The organism is Catenulispora subtropica, from assembly GCF_039531675.1.
GTDB classification, from domain to species: Bacteria; Actinomycetota; Actinomycetes; order Streptomycetales; family Catenulisporaceae; genus Catenulispora; species Catenulispora subtropica.
On sequence record NZ_BAAAQM010000051.1, the window covers coordinates 14239 to 27910 of the forward strand.

Sequence of the window (13672 nt, forward strand, 5' to 3'; positions counted from 1 at the left end):
CGCGTCCTGATGCACGCTTCCGCCTTCTACCGCTTGTAAATCAAGGAAACCCCGTCGCCAACTGACAACATCACCACGTCCACCCGCTCGTCCGCCACCACGCGGTCGTTGAACTCCTTCAGTGCGAGCGTGCTCTCCTCCGTCGCCTCCGCGTCGGCCACGCGGCCGCTCCACAGGACGTTGTCCACCGCGATCACTCCCCCGGGGCGCATGCGGGGCAGCAGTTCGCTGTAGTACGTCCAGTACGACTCCTTGTCCGCGTCGATGAACGCGAAGTCGATGTACTCCTGCTGGGGCAGGGAGCGCAGGGTTTCGGCGGCTGGGGCCAGGCGAAGCTCGATGCGGTCCGCTACGTCGGCTTCTTGCCAGGCTTGGCGGGCGATGGTGGTCCATTCCTCGCTGACGTCGCAGCACAGCAGGTGGCCGTCGGGGGCCAGGCCGCGGGCGATGGCGATGGCGGAGAAGCCGGTGAAGGTGCCTACTTCGACTGCTTGCTTGGCGTTGGTCAGGCGGGTCAGCAGGGTCAGGAGTTGGGCCTGTTCGGCGCCGATCTGCATGCCGGAGGGGTCGCCGAGGGCGGCGGTGCGGGATACCAGGGTGCTCTGTGCGGAGTCGAGGGGTGTGGTGTGGTCGACGACGTAGCGCTGCAGGGTGTCGTCCAAGTGGATCGAGAAACGGGTCATGGTGCCGACGATACGCGTAGGTGGGTGGCGGTGATCCGGTGACGGGGCTGGACGGGGCCGGACTGTGCGGGGTTGTCCCCTGGTTCTGATTCCATAGGGTGGGTGGCCGCACCGAAACCGTTCACTCCCATCAGCGTCGCCGAGGCCGTGCACCGCTACCGCGACGCGCTCCACCTGCGGGTGGCCACCGGGGCGCTGTCCCCCGCCACCCGTGACGCCTACGTCCGCGACCTCACCGAGGCGGCGGTTCTGCTCGGCCACGACAAGACGTTGGACGATGTCGAGGCCGAAGACATCGAATACGCCCTCGTGCGCATCGCCAACGCCCCCGACCGCCGCTACACCCGCACCCGCAAGGCCGGCCCCGGCGGTGAAGCCCCCGCCGGACGCGGGCTGCAGGCCCGTGCCCGCTGGACCGCCGCCGTGCGCGGCCTGTTCGCCTGGGCCGCCGACCAGGGCTACATCCGTGCCGACCCCATGCCCGGCGTCTCCCGCGTCCGCGTTCCCACCCGCGCCGCCGGCGCGCGCCTCGGGCTGACCGTCGAGCAGGCCCAGGCGTTGCAGGAGACCCCGCAGGCCTCGGCGGCCGGCAAGGAGTTGCGCGCCGACCAGCGGCTGACCGTGCGCGACGAGGTGATCCTCAGGCTGCTGACCGAGACCGGCCCCAGGGTGGCGGAGTTGTGCGCCGCCAATGTCGACGACGTCCGCCGTCACGAGCTCACCGGCGGCCCGGTGCTGCGGATCCGCAACGGCAAAGGCGGCCGCAGCCGTGACGTTCCGCTGTCGGCCACGCTGGTGGAGCTGCTGGAGACGTATCAGCAGCATGAGCGGCCCACTCCCCCGGCTACCGATGCCGAGGCCGACCGGGCCGATGCCGCACGAGCTCTACTGGTCACGATCCGTGGCCGCCGCATGACGGCCCGCGATGTGCAGCGCATGGTCGAGCGGCGGGTGAAGCAGATGCCGGCCGAGCTGCGGCGCGCCGTCACCCCACACGGCCTGCGTCACACCGCCGCCACTGTGCTGCTGCGCCAAGCCGGTGCCGACGTCGGCACGGTGGCCGACATCCTGGGTCACTCCGACGTCGGCACCACCTCGGTGTATCTGGACCCCTCGGCCACCGCCGCCGCCGAAGCCCTCCAGCGCTCCCCCCTGGCACAGTGAGGAGCCCTTGCACGGGGAGTCCTCGGGGCGGGGAGCCCTTTTTCAGGGCATCGGCGTCAGCGGCACCTCAGCCTGGAATCCGTCGGCGGCCTGCCGGTCGGAGCAGATGAAGTCCTCGGTCATCATGAACGTCCACCACTTGTCCGCCACGCACGCGGTGTGCCCCTGGTGCTCGACCGCCACCAGCAGGCCCACCGCCCGCGGCCACGCGTCATGCGGGAACGTCAGCACCACCGGCTTGTCCCCCGCCTGTGAGATCAGTGACGCCGCCGCCTTCGGCAGGCTCGGGTCGCCGCGGTAGGCGGCCCCGTAGCCCTCGCCGCCGGTCTGCCCGCGTTGCTGTCCCTCCCAGGAGAACGTCAACGCGAACAGCCCGCACGCCAGCGCCGCACCCGGCACCGCCCAGCCCGCGCGCGCCGGCAGTCGCGAGGCGGCCAGGTCGGCGGCGGTCACCGCGATCACCACCAACAGCATCAGCGGTGCGCTGTAGCAGAAGTAGCCGGTGTAGGAGTCGTCCACGCCCAGGCTGTCGACGCCGAACGCCGTGTACACCACCATCAGCGCTCCGGTGCCGACCGCGGCGGCGACGCAGCGCGCCAGGAACGGCCGCACCGCCGGATCCGGATGGAACCGGGCCGCGGCCGCGGCCGCCAGGACCAGCGCGACGGTCACCACCGGCCACACCGCCCCGCCCGGCCAGTACTGGAACGCGAAGCTCAGCGTCTCCCGCACGCCGTGCCCGCCGGCCCGGTCCGAACCGCTGTAGGTCAGGTACTGCCCGAACTGTCCGGGCCAGTGCAGCAGCGTGTCCAGCACGATCGGCAGTGCGAACAGTGCGGCGATGGCCCAGGCGATCAGCAGGCTGCGGTCTGCATGGGCGGCCGGTTCGCGGTGCCGCCAGTACTGCCACAGCGCCAGCGCCCCCAGGGCGCCGACGAACAGCATGAAGCACACGTGTCCGTGCACACACAGCCCCGCGCCGATCGCGAACGCCGGCAGGTGGCGGCGCCGGCCGGCGGCGATCGAGGCGGCGGCCGTGATGAACAGCAGGAATCCGGGGAAGTAGATGTACGGCATCCACGGCGAGTCGATCAACGCCGAGTGCTGCACGATGAACAGCAGGGCCACCGCGGCCCCCAGCAGCGTCGCCGCCCACGACGGCAGCCAGCTGCGGAAGATCGCGGCCACGCCGGCCAGCAGTGCCGCGTTCAGGGTCAGGATCGCCAGCAGCTGGCCGTTCCACGGCGCCGGCACGAGGTGCAGCACGTCGCGGAACAGCCACTCGCCGGCGGCCTGCACGTAGAAGTCGGCAGGGCCCGGATGCCGGAAACCCTGCCGCGAGTAGTTCCCGAACAGCAGCGTGAAGTGCTTGGCCTCGATGGTCGCCAGCGAGTTGGCGGCGAAGTCGGCGTTCTCGGCGATCGGCTTGCTGAAGACCTTGAGATTGTGCGCCAGCAGCAGGACCAGGTTCAGGCCGAACGCGGCCGCCCACGTGGCGCGTCCCCCGACGCGGTCTGTGAGCCGGGCGGTGAGCGGGCCCTCGGAGGCGGATTCGGTCCCGGATTCGGCTTCGCCGGGATGTATCAGCTGCATACGTGCTCCCTCGTGTCGGCGTCACCTTGTCACAGGCTGACACTGTCGTGCCAATCGCCTACCAGGCGGGCCGCGCCTGGCCGCACTGGACCGCATCAGGCCGCATCGGGCCGCACAGGACCGTGCCAGACGGCGCGGCGTCGCGGCGTGGCAGGGCACGAAAACGCCCCGGCCCGTGCACGCTGTGCGATGCGACGGGCCGGGGCCTCAGAGGTACCGAGCCGAGCCGAGCCGAGCCGGCGGCCTAGCGGATCCCCGCCCCCGAGATGGTCCGCGCGATGACCAGCCGCTGGATCTCGCTGGTGCCCTCGAAGATCGTGTAGATCGCCGAGTCGCGGTGCATCCGCTCCACCGGGTACTCGCGGGTGAAGCCGTTGCCGCCCAGGATCTGGATCGCGTCGGCGGTCACCTTCTTGCAGGTCTCCGAGGCGAACAGCTTCGACATCGAGCCCTCGGCCGAGTCGAAGGCCTTGCCGTTGCGGGCCATCCACGCCGCCCGCCACACCAGCAGCCGGGAGGCGTCCACGCCGGTCTTCATGTCGGCGAGCGTGAACGCCACCGCCTGGTTCTCCACGATCGGCTTGCCGAACTGCACACGCGTCTTGGCGTATTCCAGCGAGTACTCGTACGCGGCGCGCGCGATCCCGACCGCCATCGCGCCGACCGCCGGGCGGGAGGCCTCGAACGTGGCCATCGAGGCGTTGCCGCGCGAGGACACGCCCTCGCGGGCCCGGGCCAGGCGGGCGTCCAGCTTCTCCTTGCCGCCCAGCAGGCAGGAGCCGGGGACGCGGACGTCGTCGAGGATGACCTCGGCGGTGTGGGAGGCGCGGATGCCGTGCTTCTTGAACTTCTGCCCCTGGCTCAGGCCCTTGGTGTTCGGGGGGACGATGAACGAGGCGTGGCCGCGCGAGCCCAGCGCCGGGTCGACGGTCGCCACGATGACGTGGACGTTGGCGATGCCGCCGTTGGTGGCCCAGGTCTTCGTGCCGGTCAGGACCCACTCGTCCTTGGCCTCGTCGTAGACCGCGCGGGTGCGCATGGCGGCCACGTCGGAGCCGGCGTCCGGCTCGGAGGAGCAGAACGCGCCGAGCTTGACGTCGTCCGGCGTGCCGAACATCTGCGGCACCCACTCGCCGACCTGGTCCGGGGTGCCGTTGGAGACCACCGACACCGCCGCCAGGCCGGTGCCGGACAGGGCCAGGCCGATGCCGGCGTCGCCCCAGAACATCTCCTCCATCGCGATCGGGATCCCCAGGCCCGACTCGTCGAACCACTGGTTGGCGTAGAAGTCCAGCGAGTACAGGCCGGCCTTGGCGGCCTCCTGCAGGATCGGCCAGGGCGTCTCCTCGCGCTCGTCCCATTCCGCGGCGGCGGGGCGGATGACGTCGGCGGCGAATCCGTGGATCCAGTCCCGCAGCTCGATCTGGTCCTCGGTCAGTTCCAGGGAGAACCCGGTCATCGTTCGTTCACTGTCCTTCGGGTGTCTGGGTGGGCCTGTGGTCGCAAAGACGCCTACCGACGGGTAACCTCGGTCGCCGCTAGTGTGTTACCGGCGGTAACTTCTGTCAAGATGGCGGGACCGCGGACGCGGGGAAGGAACAGGAAGGAACCCGATGGCGACCACCCGACCCGACCCGTCCACACCCCGCCGCGGCCCCCGCACCCGCACCGAACTGCTCGACGCCGCCGAACGCGTCGTCCTGCGCGACGGCCCCGCCGCCTCCATGAACGCCATCGCCGCCGAAGCCGGCATCACCAAACCCATCCTGTACCGGCACTTCGGCGACAAGGCCGGCCTGTACGTCGCCCTGGCCGACCGCCACATCGAGACCCTCCTGGACCGCCTGCGTGAAGCCCTCACCCGGCCCGGAACCCGCCGGCAGCGCACCGAGGCCGCCATCGACGCGTGGCTGCGCCTCGTCGAGGGCAACCCGGCGCTGTACCGATTCCTGGTCCACCGCGGCCAAGCCGAAGAACCCGAAGTCCGCGACCGCGTCGCGGTGTTCCAACGCCGCCTCGGCGACGCCCTGGCCGCCGGCATCGCCGCCGAACTCGGCCTGCCCGAACAACAGTGGCCCCGCGCCCAGGCCTGGGCCCACGGCATCGTCGGCATGGTCCAGGCCGCCAGCGACTGGTGGCTCGACGAGCAGCCGTTCGACCGCACCGCCCTCACCCGGCACCTCGCCGACCTCCTCGACGGCGCCTACGCCCGCGCATGAGACACGACCTGACCTGGCAAAACGAACCGCCAACCCGAAGCGCAGACCGTGCGGCGCGCGCCGCCGGACACCGACCCGATCGCCGATCCGATCACCGAACCGATGTCGAACTGATGTCGAACTGATGTCGCAGTCCGGAGAGGAAACGTCATACCCCTGTCACAGGAATCAACCTTGCGCGCGCATGGTGCGTCCTGAAGGCGTGAGCGTTTCGGGTGTTGATCCTCAGAACCTTCGCGGCGCGCGCCTCGGCGCGATCGCCGGCCGCGGTGTGTCCCGTCGTCTGCTGCTGGGTGTCGGCGGGGTGCTGCTGCTAGGGGCGTGCAGTGACTCCAAACCGTCGGCGGCCGACGGCAGCGGGGGGACGGGAAGTCCGGCCGTGCCGCAGCCGCGCAGGGGCGGTGCGCCGTTCCCCGGGGGCGACCCGGCGGCGGACACCTCGACGGCGCCCGGGGATTCGCACAGCAACGACTCGCCGCCGCCGGACAACACCCCGCCGCCGGGTTCCACCGGCAACGATCCGGCGCCGCCTCCGGGCAAGCCGCAGTTCTACATCCACGAGGGCGACAAGGCGATCGCGTTGACGATCGACGACGGCCCGTCGGCGAAGTACACGCCGCAGGTGCTGGATCTGCTGGCGCAGTACAAGATCCCGGCGACGTTCTGCATGATCGGCGGGAACGCGGCCAAGCACGCCTCGCTGGTGCAGGAGGTGACCGCGGCGGGGCATCTGGTGGCGAACCACACGTTCACGCATCCGGACATGTCGAAGATGGACGCCGGGGCGATCCGCACGGAGATAGAGCGCACCACGGACGCGTTGACGAAGGCCGGGGCGAAGGCGCCGACGTTCTTCCGGGCGCCGGGCGGGGGCTGGTCGCCGGCGGTGTTCGACGTCTGTTCCCAGCTGGGGCTGCGGCCGCTGGACTGGTCGGTGGATCCGCGGGACTGGTCGCGGCCGGGGACGGACCACATCGTGTCGACGGTGATGGGGCACACCCACACCGGGTCGATCATCCTGGAGCACGACGGCGGTGGGGATCGGTCGCAGACGGTGGCGGCTTTGCAGAAGTTCCTGCCGCAGTTGCTGGCGGCGGGGTATCACTTCGTGCAGCCGTGACGGCGGCGCCGGGGTGTGCCCTGGGCGGCGGCCAACGGCACACCCCGGCGAGGTCAGAGCAGTTCGGTGCGGATGACGACTTCGCCGGTGAGGGTGCGGTGCACCGGGCACATGTCGGCGATCTGCAGCAGCCGGGCGCGCTGGTCGGCGGTGAGCGGGCCTTCCAGCTGTAGCCGCCGGTCGATGCGGTCGACGTGGCCTTCGGTGGTCTCGCACTGTTCGCAGTCCTTGGCGTGGACGCGGTCGTGGCTCAGCGACACCGTGACTTTCCGCAGCGGCCAGCCTTTGCGTTCGGCGTACATGCGCAAGGTGATCGAGGTGCAGCCGCCCAGGGCGGACAGCAGCAGGTCGTAGGGGCTGGGGCCGGTGTCGGAGCCCAGCGGGGCCGGTTCGTCCACGATGTAGCGGTGGGTGCCGGCGGCGACGGCCTGCGGGTAGTGGCCGCCGGCCTCGCTGACGCGGACCACGCCCTGCGGCAGCACGACGTCGTCGACGGGCTCAGAGGGCTCAGAGGGCTCAGAGGAGTCAGAGAGCTCAGAGAGCTGAGCGGGCTGACCGGCCTCGGCGGGCTGCGCCGGCAGGTAGCGGGCGACCCACGCGGCCAGCACCGAGGCGACATACGCGGCGTCGGCGCGGCGGGTGAGCAGGTGGTCTGCGCCGTCCAGCGACACGAACGACTTCGGGTGCTTGGCCGCGTCGAAGATCAGCCGGGCGTTGTCGACGCCGACGACCTCGTCGGTCGGCGAGTGCATCACCATCAGCGCGGCCTTCAGATCGCGGATCCGCTCGTTCTGCGACTGCGCGGCGATGTCCTCCAGGAACGCCCGTCGGATGCAGAACTCGCGGCCGCCCAGCGACACCGTCGCCTGGCCTTCGCGTTCGATCTCGGCGCGCGCCTGGTGAATGAGGTGGGCGACGTGGGCGGGGTCGGCGGGGGCGCCGATGGTGGCCACGGCCCGCACCTCCGGGATGTGAACGCGGGCGGCCAGCACGGCGGCGCCGCCGAGGGAGTGGCCGATCAGCAGGCTGGGGGCGGCGTGGTGGGTGCGCAGGTGGTCGGCGGCGGCGATGAGGTCCTGGATGTTGGAGGAGAAGCCGGTGTTGCCGAAGTCGCCGTCGGACTGGCCCAGGCCGGTGAAGTCGAACCGCAGGACGGCGATGCCGTGGCCGGTCAGGGCGCGGGCGATGCGGGCGGCGGCGAAGGCGTCTTTGCCGCAGGTGAAGCAGTGGGCGAACACCGCGTAGGCTCTCGGCGGCCCGGCGGGCAGCTCCAGGCGGGCCGCGAGGGCGTCACCGCCGCTGCCGGTGAAGGTGATCTTCTGTGACGCGGACATCGCGGGGACCCTTCGGAAGACGGCGGCCGGTGCTCAGCAAAGATCGTAAAGGGCGCGGGGGTGGCTGTGGGTGGCTGGTGCGGGGGGCTGGTGCTGGGGCGGGCCGGGCTGGGATCGTAGGGGGCTGAGGGTTTGGGACGGGGAGGGATCCTGGTGGGGACGATACGTGGCCGGCGTGTGCTGGCGGCGGGGCTGGCGATATCCGCGGCGGTGGCGCTGGCCGCGGCGTGTGGGGGCTCCGGGACGGTGGCGCCCGCCACGGCCACCCGGTCTGCGACCGCGGCGGCGGCCACGAGCACCGGGGCTTCCGGTGGCTCTGGTGTGCAGAGTTCCTCTGCGGCCCAGAGCCAGAGTTCGAGCGCGGGCGGGAAGCCGGCCGGCGGGCAGGATGCGGGCGCGTACGCGGCCGGGAAGTCGGCGGTCGTCGCCGACGACGTGTACCCGCAGTACGGCGACCCCGCGACCGATGTGCTGCACTACGGCCTGGACCTGAAGTGGGATCCGGCCGGCAAGGTGCTGAACGGCACCGCGACGCTGACGATCCGCGCGGCCAAGCCGACGAGTGCTTTCGCGCTGGACTTGGTCAGTGGCATGGCCACGGACTCGGTGAAGGGTGACGGGGTGGCCGGGGTGGTTCGTGTCGGCGACAAGCTGACCGTGAACCTGGCCCGGCAGCTGCCCGCCGACGCCACCGCGACTGTGGTCATCGTCTACCACGGCACGCCGCGCCTGGTGACGCCGCCGACGACCCGTCCGGACATCCAGGGCCTGGGCGCGCAGGTCACCGCGACCGGGGCGGTGTGGGCGCAGCAGGAGCCCTATGGGGCGTTCACCTGGTTCCCGTGCAACGACCAGCCGTCGGACAAGGCGCTGTACGACGTCACGTTCACGGTGCCGGACGGCTGGGCCGGCGTCACCGGCGGCGCGTTCGTCGGCCGGACCGAGTCCGGCGGCTACGGCGTCTACAAGTGGCACCAGCCCGATCCGGTGGCGACGTACCTGGTGGCGCTCGGCATCGACCAGTACAAGGAGGAGACCGCGACCGGGCCGCACGGGCTGCCGATCACCTACTGGTATCTGCCGGCCGACGCCGATGCCGTGCACAAGTTCACCGCGAACGTCCCGGAGATGATCTCGTTCCTGGAGCAGCGGTTCGGGCCCTACCCGTTCCCGACCGCCGGGGTGATGTTCCGGCCGGAGATGGTCGGCATGGAGACCCAGACGATGATCACCTTGTCGACGCACATCGGCCAGGACGATCTGCTGCACGAGTTCGCGCACCAGTGGTTCGGCGACGCCGTGACGCCGACGACCTGGTCGGGGCTGTGGCTGAACGAGGGCTTCGCGATGTATTCGCAGTTCATGTGGGACGTGGCGCACGGCCAGCGCGGCGCCGCCGGCACGCTGGACGACTACATGAGCGACCATGTGCTGCCGGCCGACCAGGCGCTGCGCACCCAGGACGGTCCGCCCGGGCACTACAAGCCCACCCACTTCGCTTCCACGAACGTGTACTTCTGCCCGGCGCTGATGCTGCACGGCCTGCACGACGCCCTCGGCGACAAGGCGTTCTACCAGCTGCTCAACGACTGGGTGCACCAGCACCGGGACACCAACCAGGACCGGGCGGCGTTCATCGCGTTCGTGAAGAAGGACACCGGCAAGGACTACGGCGCGTACATCGACGCCTGGCTGGACTCGCCGACGACGCCGACGATCACGCCGGACGGGGCGGGGTCGGGGCCGGCGGCGTGAGCGGTGCGGCTGGCAGCCCGGTGGCGATCGTGCGGTAGGTGACGGAGACCCGTCGTCCGCGCTGCTGCCGGCCCGCAGGGTGGGGATCGCTTTTGCGGGCGGCGATGCTGTGCCGCCAGATGTACCGGGCCGGACCGGTCATGACGGTCAGGCTTCCCGGGCTGAGCCGGACCGGGACTTTCGCGCCGTCCTCGGGCCGGGTGAAGTCCATGACGCAGGCCGAGCCCAGCGAGACCGCCGCGACCACCGGCCCGAAGCAGGGCACGCAGTCCACGTGCCGGCTGATGCCCTGACCGGGCAGGTACTCGTTGACGATCGCCTGGTCGGCGATCTGGGCCATGAACCCGTCGCCGACCAGCCGCCCGGCCAGTTCCGCGGCCCAGTCCGGCAGCGGCGGCGCGGCCGCGCTCCCGGAGCCGGAGCCGGAAGCGAAGCCAAAGCCGGAGACGGGGCTGGAGGCGATGCTGCGGCGGTCGTAGTCGTACCGGTGGCCATAGTGCTGGACACGCCGGCGCAGATCGGTCGACCACTGGGCCGCATCGACGGCGGCCAGCAGCGATTCCTGGGCGCCAGCGCTGAGCCAGCCCTCGACGTACAGCAGACCTGGGACGGAATCCGCGGCGGCCACGGCAGGGAACTGTAACCGGCGCCACCGACACCCCTCGGGCGCTCCAGGACCCGTTCAGAGCCCGAACTCGGCGCGGATGGCGTCGCCGTGCTCGTCCAGCTCGGGCGCGGCCGGCCTGACCTGCGGATCGGGATAGCCGGCCATCTTCACCACCTGGCCGGGCAGCTCCAGGCCGCCGGCGGTGATGCGCATGCGGCGGGCCTCGGTCTGGGCGTCGGTCATGGCCTGGCCGATGTCGTTGACCGGGGCGCACGGCACCTTCGCCGCCTCCAGGCGGGCCAGCCATCCCGCGCAGGTGTCGGCGGCCAGGAGCTCCTCGATGACGGCGGTCAGCAGCACGCGGTTGGCCGAGCGGGCGCCGTTCTCGGCGAACTCGGGCCGCCGGGCCAGCTCCGGGGCGCCCAGAGCGGCGGCGAAGGCCTGGAACAGGGAGTCGTTGCCGACACAGACCACGATCTGGCCGTCGGCGGCGCTGAAGGCGCCGAACGGGGCGATGTTCGGATGGTGCGAGCCGATGCGGTGCGGGACGGTGCGGTCGGCCAGCCAGGCCAGGGCGTTGCCCTCCAGAAACGACACCGTGGCGTCGAACATGGCGATGTCGACGTGCGTACCACGGCCGTGGATGCCGCGGCCGACCAGCGCCGCCATCACCGCACCGAAGGTGTAGACGCCGGCGGACAGGTCCGACACCGAGGCGCCGGACTTCACCGGCGGCCCGTCCGGCTCGCCGGTGACCGACATCAGGCCGCTGCGGGCCTGGATGACCGCGTCGTACGCCGGCTCGTTCGCGCGCGGCCCGGTGGCGCCGTAGCCGGACACGGAGGCATACACCAGACGCGGGTTGCGGGCCCGCAGCGCCGCCGGGCCCAGGCCGAGGCGGTCCATGACCCCGGGCCGGAAGTTCTCCACCAGCACGTCGGCGCGGTCGGCCAGGGCCGCGACCTGCTCCGGGTTCTTCTTCAGATCCACCGCCAGCGACTGCTTACCGCGGTTGACGCGGGCGAAGTACATGGAGCGGCCGTCGGGCGCGAACGGGCCGTAGCGGCGGGAGTCGTCACCGGTGGCGGGGTGCTCGACCTTGATGACGCGCGCGCCGAGGTCGGCCATGATCATGGTGGCGAACGGCCCGGCCAGGACCCGCGTCAGGTCGATGACGAGCAGGCCCGCCAGCGGCCCGGCCTCCTGCGCCGGACCGGACGCGGAGCCGGAGCCGGACGGGGACGGGATCGGGGCGGGTTCGGCGGCCTCGGGGCGCACGGCGGTCATGGATGATCAGGGTGGCACGGGCCGCCTCGATCGTCGATACAGCGCGGCTATCGCACAGGTCACAACGGTTCGTCAAGGTTTGCCGAGACGCTCGCCGCAGGCCCTGTCCGCCACCGCGGCCTGCGGGAACCCCGCGGGAACAACGGCGGCATCGATCCCTGCGACGCCGACGTCGCCGAGGGCGGCACGTTCCCCTGCACCCCCGGGGCGGGCAGGCCCCGGGGGGTCGTGTGTCAGTCGTCGACGACCGGGTTCCAGCTCTGCTCCTCGCCGGGGTCGGCGTTGAAGTCGTAGCGGACACCGTCGCGGCGCAGCGCCACCAGCGACACCGACGTACTGCCCCACGTGCGCTCGCCCAGAGTGCGCCGCACCAGCAGGGCCCGGTCGTCGTAGCGGTCCAGGCCTGCGCCGTCGACCAGCGGCAGCCACTGGCCCCACGCCTGCTGCGTCGAGGTGCCCGGCTCCGGCCGCGGACGGGTGGCGGCGGTCAGCTGCGGACGGAAGTACTTGATGCGGGCCGCCATCTCCGCGGCGCCGGGTCCTTCCTGCGAGTCGCCGCCTTCCAGCCCGCTGTTCACGATCACGTGCAGGCCCGGGCGCAGGTCGCGGCGCTGGGAGCGGTGCCCGTCCCAGCTGAGCAGGAACACCTTCTCCACGGTCGCGCACACCAGGTGGAACGGGTCGTACCGGTCCAGCGGCAGATCATCGACCCCGCCGGTGGCGGCGAACAACAGCGGCAGGTCGCCGCGCGAGAGCCGGGCGGCCTGCGGGGCGAGGCTGCCCCAGCCGTTCAGCACGGTCGCGGCGCGCGGCGCGGCCGGGTCCACGGCCAGCCAGGTGCCGGAGGCGAGCAGGTCCTGCCCGCCGATCAGCGCCGGGTACTGCGGCCAGTGCCGGCCCGGCGGAATCCACGACCGGTCGTGGAACTCGTCACGGATACCGGCGAGCAGGACCGGGTAGGCGGAGGCGGGATCGACGTCCACGATCGCGGTGCACACCCCCTTATCACAGCACCACCCGGGCAGCCTGGTCGAACCCCGGTTCCGGCGGGACACGACAAGCTGCACCGATCACGCTGAGCCACCGGAGCGGCAGCAGTGTGTGGCGGACCGCGGATCCGGGTAGGGCGGATTCCACAGGAACGGGCGGACGCCGGGTGACAACCCTCGACCCGGCGGCGCCAGCACAAGCGGGAGCCGCGATGACGCAGGACTCACTGCCAGTGGGTCGCCAAGCCGATACCGGCGGTACGCCCGCGCGCCCGCCGGGCGCGACGAGCGCCCCGGCCCGCCTGCGGCCGACCCACCCCACACACACCATGATCACCTGGATCATGGTGGGGTTGGGCTACTGCCTGATCGCCGGCAGCCTGCGGCGCCTGACCGCCCCGGCTGAGCTGGCCACACTGCTGCCCGGCGCCGCCCTGGTCTGGTACGCGCAAAGACCCGCGACGCCCCGGTTCCCGGCCCCGGACCGCCTCGACACCCGCGCAGTGCTGCCGTGGGCGGTGCTGCTGGTGCTGTTCGGCGTGTGGGAGCTGTACGCGGCGTTGCGCGGCTCCACCCCGGCGCATCCGACGCTGTCGATCCTGATGGGACCGCTGATCGACCCGCCGTTCGCGCGCGCCGCCGGGTACGCGCTGTGGCTGGCCGGCGGAGTGTGGGTGGTGCGGCGGTGAGCAGCCGGGAGATCACGATCGCCGGGTACGTGCTGGTGGGCCTGGCCGTGGTGGTGGTGGAGCTGGTGGCGCGCCGGCCCGGCAGCCGGGTGCCGACGCTGTCGCAGCTGGTGGGGTTCGTCATGCGGCAGCGGTGGGGGCGGCTGGGGGTCCTCCTCCTGTGGTGGTGGCTCGGCTTCCACTTCCTGTCACGGTCCTGACGGCCAGCGCCGCGATCAGCCTACGAACGCGA

At 71.7% G+C, this 13672-nt stretch carries 13 protein-coding genes; 6 read left to right on the plus strand and 7 right to left on the minus strand.

Going from position 1 to position 13672, the window contains the following annotated elements:
- Positions 1-26 precede the first annotated feature (26 nt).
- A complete protein-coding gene (locus tag ABD466_RS33500; protein WP_344661248.1) occupies positions 27-683 on the minus strand; it encodes an O-methyltransferase in 657 nt (218 codons plus the stop codon).
- Between the two features lie 102 nt (positions 684-785).
- Here ABD466_RS33500 and ABD466_RS33505 point away from each other — a divergent pair, with 102 nt between their 5' ends.
- Positions 786-1847, plus strand: a complete 1062-nt coding sequence (locus ABD466_RS33505; RefSeq protein WP_344661249.1) for a tyrosine-type recombinase/integrase — start codon at positions 786-788, stop codon at positions 1845-1847.
- 42 nt (positions 1848-1889) lie between these two features.
- On the opposite strand, the gene ABD466_RS33510 is transcribed toward ABD466_RS33505, so the two are convergent.
- Positions 1890-3440, minus strand: coding sequence for a hypothetical protein (locus ABD466_RS33510; RefSeq protein ID WP_344661250.1), 1551 nt, complete (start codon positions 3438-3440; stop codon positions 1890-1892).
- 244 nt (positions 3441-3684) lie between these two features.
- Positions 3685-4899, minus strand: coding sequence for an acyl-CoA dehydrogenase family protein (locus ABD466_RS33515; RefSeq protein WP_344661251.1), 1215 nt, complete (start codon positions 4897-4899; stop codon positions 3685-3687).
- Between the two features lie 154 nt (positions 4900-5053).
- On the opposite strand from ABD466_RS33515, the gene ABD466_RS33520 reads away from it, so the two are divergent.
- Both ABD466_RS33520 and ABD466_RS33525 read left to right on the plus strand, forming a co-directional pair.
- Entirely contained in the window at positions 5054-5659 is a 606-nt protein-coding gene (locus ABD466_RS33520; RefSeq protein WP_344661252.1) for a TetR family transcriptional regulator, read from the plus strand.
- A gap of 184 nt (positions 5660-5843) precedes the next feature.
- Positions 5844-6779: a polysaccharide deacetylase family protein gene (locus ABD466_RS33525; RefSeq protein ID WP_344661253.1), complete on the plus strand. Its 936-nt coding sequence runs from the start codon at positions 5844-5846 to the stop codon at positions 6777-6779.
- Positions 6780-6832: 53 nt separating this feature from the next.
- Here ABD466_RS33525 and ABD466_RS33530 read toward each other — a convergent pair whose 3' ends face one another.
- Positions 6833-8113, minus strand: coding sequence for a bifunctional alpha/beta hydrolase/OsmC family protein (locus tag ABD466_RS33530; protein ID WP_344661254.1), 1281 nt, complete (start codon positions 8111-8113; stop codon positions 6833-6835).
- A gap of 153 nt (positions 8114-8266) precedes the next feature.
- Here ABD466_RS33530 and ABD466_RS33535 point away from each other — a divergent pair, with 153 nt between their 5' ends.
- Positions 8267-9868 carry a M1 family metallopeptidase gene (locus ABD466_RS33535; protein WP_344661255.1) on the plus strand — a complete coding sequence of 534 codons (1602 nt, stop codon included), beginning with the start codon at positions 8267-8269 and terminating at the stop codon, positions 9866-9868.
- Here ABD466_RS33535 and ABD466_RS33540 read toward each other — a convergent pair.
- The 3 genes from ABD466_RS33540 to ABD466_RS33550 all read right to left on the minus strand — a co-directional run bounded on the left by ABD466_RS33540 (position 9831) and on the right by ABD466_RS33550 (position 12760).
- Positions 9831-10496: an alpha-ketoglutarate-dependent dioxygenase AlkB gene (locus ABD466_RS33540; RefSeq protein WP_344661256.1), complete on the minus strand. Its 666-nt coding sequence runs from the start codon at positions 10494-10496 to the stop codon at positions 9831-9833. The genes ABD466_RS33535 and ABD466_RS33540 overlap by 38 nt on opposite strands.
- 54 nt (positions 10497-10550) lie before the next feature.
- Positions 10551-11762 carry a CaiB/BaiF CoA transferase family protein gene (locus tag ABD466_RS33545; RefSeq protein WP_344661257.1) on the minus strand — a complete coding sequence of 404 codons (1212 nt, stop codon included), beginning with the start codon at positions 11760-11762 and terminating at the stop codon, positions 10551-10553.
- 233 nt (positions 11763-11995) lie between these two features.
- On the minus strand, positions 11996-12760 hold the full coding sequence (locus ABD466_RS33550; protein ID WP_344661258.1) for an NRDE family protein: 765 nt from the start codon (positions 12758-12760) through the stop codon (positions 11996-11998).
- 203 nt (positions 12761-12963) lie between these two features.
- On the opposite strand from ABD466_RS33550, the gene ABD466_RS33555 reads away from it, so the two are divergent.
- Together ABD466_RS33555 and ABD466_RS33560 are read left to right on the plus strand one after the other, a co-directional pair.
- Positions 12964-13440 carry a hypothetical protein gene (locus ABD466_RS33555; RefSeq protein WP_344661259.1) on the plus strand — a complete coding sequence of 159 codons (477 nt, stop codon included), beginning with the start codon at positions 12964-12966 and terminating at the stop codon, positions 13438-13440.
- A complete protein-coding gene (locus ABD466_RS33560; protein ID WP_425558811.1) occupies positions 13437-13640 on the plus strand; it encodes a DUF6186 family protein in 204 nt (67 codons plus the stop codon). The genes ABD466_RS33555 and ABD466_RS33560 overlap by 4 nt, the downstream gene beginning before the upstream one ends.
- The last annotated feature ends 32 nt before the right edge of the window (positions 13641-13672 follow it).